Here is a 3,811-nt window from a genome sequence, read left to right as displayed (position 1 = left end):
CGCCTGGCCGGAGAAGGCGCCCATATGGCCGCCCGTCCGGATCACGAGGCCGCTCGTCTCGACCGCCACCGGCGCGCGCCAGCCGCGCGCCCGGTGCGCCGCCTGGACGCCGGCGGTGTACTGCGGGAAATAGCTGCCGAGCAGCGACGCGAGATCCGGCATCGTCGGCCCGCGCCACGCGAGGCCGAACACGCTGCCGGCGGCCGACGTGTATTCGTGGATGACGGTGCCCGATCCGAGCGTGATCTCGCGGACGGTATAGGCGGCCGTGCTGGCCTGCGCGCCGTCCGCCGAGCGCATGGCGCGCTGCAGCGCGCGCACGGTGGCGGCCTGATCGTCCGCCGGCGGCGACATCGGCGCGCCGCCCAGTTCCGCATGTGCGTGGACGGCCCACAGCACACCCATTGCAGCCGTCGCGTGCGCGACGGTCCAGCCCAAGCGTTTCAGCTTCACGTTCCCCCCCAAGGGACTGGCTTCGTTGCCGACGGCGCCGCCGTCGGCACGCGCCGCCTGCCAACTTATGAATCTTACGAATGAGACGCTACGTTGCTGCTGACGCGTAGTATGCCTGCGGAGTGTGGCGAAGTGTCAATTCGACGCAGGATGACACCGCGCCGCGCAAGCGCGGCGGGCGGGAGAACGAGGCGGGAAAGGGGAATGCGCGCATCGGCGGCCCCGCGGGGCGGGGCGCCCGGCAACCGGGCGCGCGGATGCGCCGCGGCAGGATCAGAAGCCGAGGCTCGCGAGCAGATCGTCGACCTGCCCCTGGTCCTGAACGACGTCGGATTTGCCTTCCGGCGCGATCTGCGGGCCGTTCAGCAGCGATTCGGGGCTGCCGGTCGCGCTCATCTGCTCGGCCGCCAGCGCGGCCGCGGTGGCCGCGAACTGCTCGCGCCGCTCCGGCGCGATGTTCTCGACGAGCACGGTGAGGAGCTGCTGCTCGATCAGGTAGACCATGTCCATGATCTTCTTGATCACCTGCCCGGTCAGATCCTGGAAATCCTGCGCGAGCATGATCTCGAGCAGTTGCGCGCGGGTCGCCGACGTCGACTCGGGCAGCGTGCGCAGGAACGTGCGCGTATCGTCCATCAGCTCGCGCACTTCCGCGTGCTCGATCGGCGCGGCATACCACTGCGCCCAGCGCGCGTCGAGCGCCTCGGCTTCGTTCTGGATACGCTCCTGCACCGGCTTCGCGATCTCGATCGCATTCAGCACGCGCTCGGCGGCCTGTTCGGTCATCGTCGCGACGTAGCGCAGCCGGTCGCGCGCATCGGGCACGGCTTCCGCCGCGCGCTCGACATGCTTGTCGAGCCCGAGCTCGCGCATCGAATCGCGCAGCGTGCGCGTGACGTGGCCGATGCGCGCGAGGATCCGGTCGCTCGCGTAATCGGCGCCTTCGGCATGGCCGTCGGCGTTGATCGCCGCGCCGGCGAGCGCCGCATGGATCGGCTCGTTCACGTTCAGCTCCCGGCCTTGGCCATCTTGTCGATGATCTTGTTCAGCTTCTCGTCGAGCGTCGCGGCCGTGAACGGTTTCACGACGTAGCCGCTCGCGCCGGCCTGGGCGGCCGCGATGATGTTCTCCTTCTTCGACTCGGCCGTGACCATCAGCACCGGCAGGTGCGTGAGCGTCGCGTCCGCGCGGATTTCCTTCAGCATCGCGAGGCCGTCGAGGTTCGGCATGTTCCAGTCCGAGATCACGAAGTCGAAGCCGCCGCCGCGCAGCCGCGCGAGGCCGGCCGCGCCGTCCTCCGCCTCATCGACGTTCGTGTAGCCCAGTTCCTTGAGCAGGTTGCGGACGATCCGGCGCATCGTCGGGAAATCGTCCACCACCAGGATTTTCATGCTCTTGTCCATCGTCGTTCCTTTCCAGATTCGTTTCCGTCGAGGCGCGTATCGTGGCACGCGCCCCGTGACATTCCATTCACACGCGCTGCACGCGGTCGCCCATCGTCGCCAGGCGCGCCATCACGCGGCGGCTCATGTCGGCGAGCGGTGCGACCTCGTCCGCGCCGCCGAGCGCGATCGCCTCGCGCGGCATCCCGAACACGATACAGCTCGCTTCGTCCTGCGCGAACGTGTGAGCGCCCGCGCGTTTCATTTCCAGCAGGCCGGCCGCGCCGTCGCGGCCCATCCCGGTGAGGATCACGCCGATCGCGTTCTTGCCCGCGTGCGTCGCCGCCGAGCGGAACAGCACGTCGACCGACGGGCGGTGCCGGTTCACCGGCGGCTCGTCCGACAGTTGCGCAATATAGTTCGCGCCGCTTCTCGCGAGCAACAGGTGCGCATGGCCCGGCGCGATGTACGCATGGCCCGGCAGCACGCGTTCGCCGTGCTCGGCTTCCTTCACCGCGATCCGGCACAGGCCGTTCAGCCGCTGCGCGAACGATTTCGTGAAGCCGGGCGGCATGTGCTGCGCGATCAGCACGGCCGGCGCATCCGGCGGCAGCGGCGTCAGCACTTCGCGGATCGCCTCGGTGCCGCCCGTCGACGCGCCGATGATGATCAGCTTCTCGGTACTGACGAGCGGGTTGTTGATCATCGGCGCGGCCGCGGCGCTGTCCGCCGAGCGCGCGGCGGCCTGCGGCTGCGGCGCCTGGCGCACGCGCGCGCGCGACGCCGCGCGGATCTTGTCGGCGAGCTTTTCCGCGTAGTCGAGCATCCCGTCGCGAATCCCGACGCGCGGCTTCGTGACGAAATCCACCGCGCCGAGTTCGAGCGCGCGCAGCGTGATTTCCGAGCCGCGCTCGGTCAGCGACGACACCATCACGACCGGCATCGGCCGCAGGCGCATCAGCTTCTCGAGGAAGTCGAGCCCGTCCATGCGCGGCATTTCGACGTCGAGCGTGAGCACGTCGGGGTTGTGCTGCTTGATGAGCTCGCGCGCGACGAGCGGATCGGGCGCGGTCGCGACCACCGTCATGTCGGGCTGGCTGTTGATGATCTCGGTCATCAGGCTGCGGATCAGCGCCGAATCGTCGACGCACAACACTTTGATCTTCTGCACTGCGGTCAGGCCTCCTGCTTTCTTGATAGGTTCGCGGCATACGGGCTCCCGGCCGAGGGGCTCCCGGCGCCCGGCGCCGTGCCGCGCCCGCCGAACAGCTCGATGCGCGGGCGCGCCGGTTGCGGCGCGGCAGGCCGCTTCGCGGCGAACAGCTCGACCTGCGCGCGAGTCCGTGCGGCGCGGAGGCGATCGGCCTCGCGCGCGAGCGCGGCTTCGCGCTCGGTCACGCCCGGCACCTGCAGCCGCAACTTCTTCACCATCGCGCGCCCGCTGTGCGGCATGAACGCGACCTTGCGCGGATGCACGCCCTGCAGGTCTTCCGCGGTGATGCGGATGCGCTCCAGCGCGAGATAGCGGCGCACGAAATCCGCGTTGCGATCGCCGATGTTGATCGTCGTCATCCCGGCCAGCACGGCCGCGCCGCCGAACACCTTCGCCTCGAAGCGCTCGCGGCGCCCGCCGGCCTTGATCAGCTCGTTGATCAGCACTTCCATCGCATACGCGCCGTAGCGCATCGATTCCGACGCGGCCGCGCCCGGATCGGCGCCGTCGTCCGGTAGCATGAAATGGTTCATCCCGCCGATGCCCGCGTACGGGTCGTGCAGGCACGCGGCGACGCACGAGCCGAGCACGGTCATCAGCACCATGTCCTCGGCGGTCGTGTAGAACTCGTTCGGCAACAGCTTCACGCCGGGGCGCTCGAAGTGGTTGTCGAAGTAGCGATTGGTCGCGATCGGCAGGGCGCTCATCCGCGCTCTCCATAGGCCGGCGCGCCGCCCGCGGCCCGCACGCGCCCGGCCGCCGG

The 3,811-nt window shown here is 69.7% G+C and carries 5 protein-coding genes; all 5 read right to left on the bottom strand.

Features of this window, described 5'->3' with window-relative positions; genetic code table 11:
• Positions 1-453: DUF2844 domain-containing protein (locus JMF90_RS27940; protein WP_201325694.1), on the bottom strand; the 453-nt coding region annotated here is incomplete at its 3' end.
• Positions 454-726: 273 nt separating this feature from the next.
• Positions 727-1,458 carry a protein phosphatase CheZ gene (cheZ, locus tag JMF90_RS27935; RefSeq protein ID WP_006477357.1) on the bottom strand — a complete coding sequence of 244 codons (732 nt, stop codon included), beginning with the start codon at positions 1,456-1,458 and terminating at the stop codon, positions 727-729.
• A gap of 2 nt (positions 1,459-1,460) precedes the next feature.
• Positions 1,461-1,856 (bottom strand): chemotaxis response regulator CheY, encoded by a 396-nt coding sequence (cheY, locus tag JMF90_RS27930; RefSeq protein ID WP_006754880.1) that lies wholly within the window; start codon positions 1,854-1,856, stop codon positions 1,461-1,463.
• Between the two features lie 67 nt (positions 1,857-1,923).
• Positions 1,924-3,015: a chemotaxis response regulator protein-glutamate methylesterase gene (locus tag JMF90_RS27925; protein WP_027810841.1), complete on the bottom strand. Its 1,092-nt coding sequence runs from the start codon at positions 3,013-3,015 to the stop codon at positions 1,924-1,926.
• A complete protein-coding gene (gene cheD / locus JMF90_RS27920; protein WP_011694091.1) occupies positions 3,012-3,755 on the bottom strand; it encodes a chemoreceptor glutamine deamidase CheD in 744 nt (247 codons plus the stop codon). Before cheD ends, JMF90_RS27925 begins: the two co-directional genes overlap by 4 nt.
• Between the last annotated feature and the right edge of the window lie 56 nt (positions 3,756-3,811).

Origin of the sequence: Burkholderia sp. E168m23, from assembly GCF_016586125.1 — a bacterium.
Classification (GTDB): Bacteria; Pseudomonadota; Gammaproteobacteria; order Burkholderiales; family Burkholderiaceae; genus Burkholderia; species Burkholderia orbicola.
Note: the sequence above shows the minus strand (reverse complement) of the source record. Positions and strands in the feature narration are given on the sequence as shown.

Coding starts and splice junctions, on each gene's coding strand:
- cheY (WP_006754880.1), bottom strand. CDS start 1,856: ATGGACAAGAGCATGAAAATCCTGGTGGTGGACGATTTCCCGACGATG.
- cheD (WP_011694091.1), bottom strand. CDS start 3,755: ATGAGCGCCCTGCCGATCGCGACCAATCGCTACTTCGACAACCACTTC.